The organism is Neisseria sp. P0009.S007 (genome assembly GCF_051962515.1).
The window spans coordinates 1-972 of record NZ_JBQCVF010000582.1; the positions used below are offsets into that span (position 1 = coordinate 1).

Below are 972 nucleotides of genomic sequence, written 5' to 3' on the forward strand. Positions count from 1 at the left end.
GGATACGCCGTGCTATACCGTTTACAGAAAGTCGTCCGCCACATCGCCCAAACCGAAGTCATGCCACGTTTTCTGAACACGCCGTCACGACGCAAAGAAGACGGCTCGGTTTTGAGTGAAGCAGATTTGGCCGCACAAACCGCTTTTGCCGCCGCCCTGCCCTTATTGGAGGATTGTCCGATGTTGGGCGAGGAGATGAGCGCTCAGGAGCAAACCCGTTTGTGGAACGAACATTCAGACGGCCTGTGGATTGTCGACCCTATCGACGGCACAAACAACTTCGTCAACGGTTTGCCGCATTTTGCCGTATCCGTCGCACTGGTTAAAAACGGCCACGCCGAATTGGGCGTGATTTACAATCCAGTCAGCGGCGAATGTTTCTACGCCGAACGCGGCAAAGGCGCATTCCTCAACGGTACGCCGCTGCCGCTGCGTTCGGAAAACAAAAAACTCAACGAATCCATTGCCGGCGTGGAAATCAAATACCTGCGTTCGGGTAAACTCGCCAGCCGCATGAATACCCTTGCCCCATTCGGCACGATACGCAGCATGGGCAGCAGCACGCTCGACTGGTGCTACCTCGCCAGCGGCCGCTACGATATTTACATCCACGGCGGACAAAAGCTGTGGGACTACGCTGCCGGCGCATTGATTTTTGAAGAAGCCGGCGGCTGTCTGACCACTTTGGAGGGCGACGATTTTTGGAGCGGCGAACATGTATTCAAGCGTTCCGTCATCGCCGCATTGCAACCCGAGCTGTTTCAACAATGGGTGAAATGGATTCGAGAAAATCAGTAAAAATACCGTTTATCTTCAAAAAATCACGATTATCTTGCAACTTATTGAAATTATTTCACTTCTTAACAGCATTTAATACTAAAAACGGTAGAATATTAATCGCTGACACAACACCGCTCTTTCATCCCTTTTGGGCGGTGCAGCAAGTAAGACGTTTTCCCGCAATGTATTGGC

At 51.4% G+C, this 972-nt stretch carries 1 protein-coding gene; it reads left to right on the plus strand.

What is annotated here, in order from left to right; all coding sequences use genetic code 11:
• Window positions 1-9 precede the first annotated feature (9 nt).
• A complete protein-coding gene (locus tag ACTHS3_RS14950; protein ID WP_070606136.1) occupies window positions 10-798 on the plus strand; it encodes an inositol monophosphatase family protein in 789 nt (262 codons plus the stop codon).
• Window positions 799-972 lie beyond the last annotated feature (174 nt).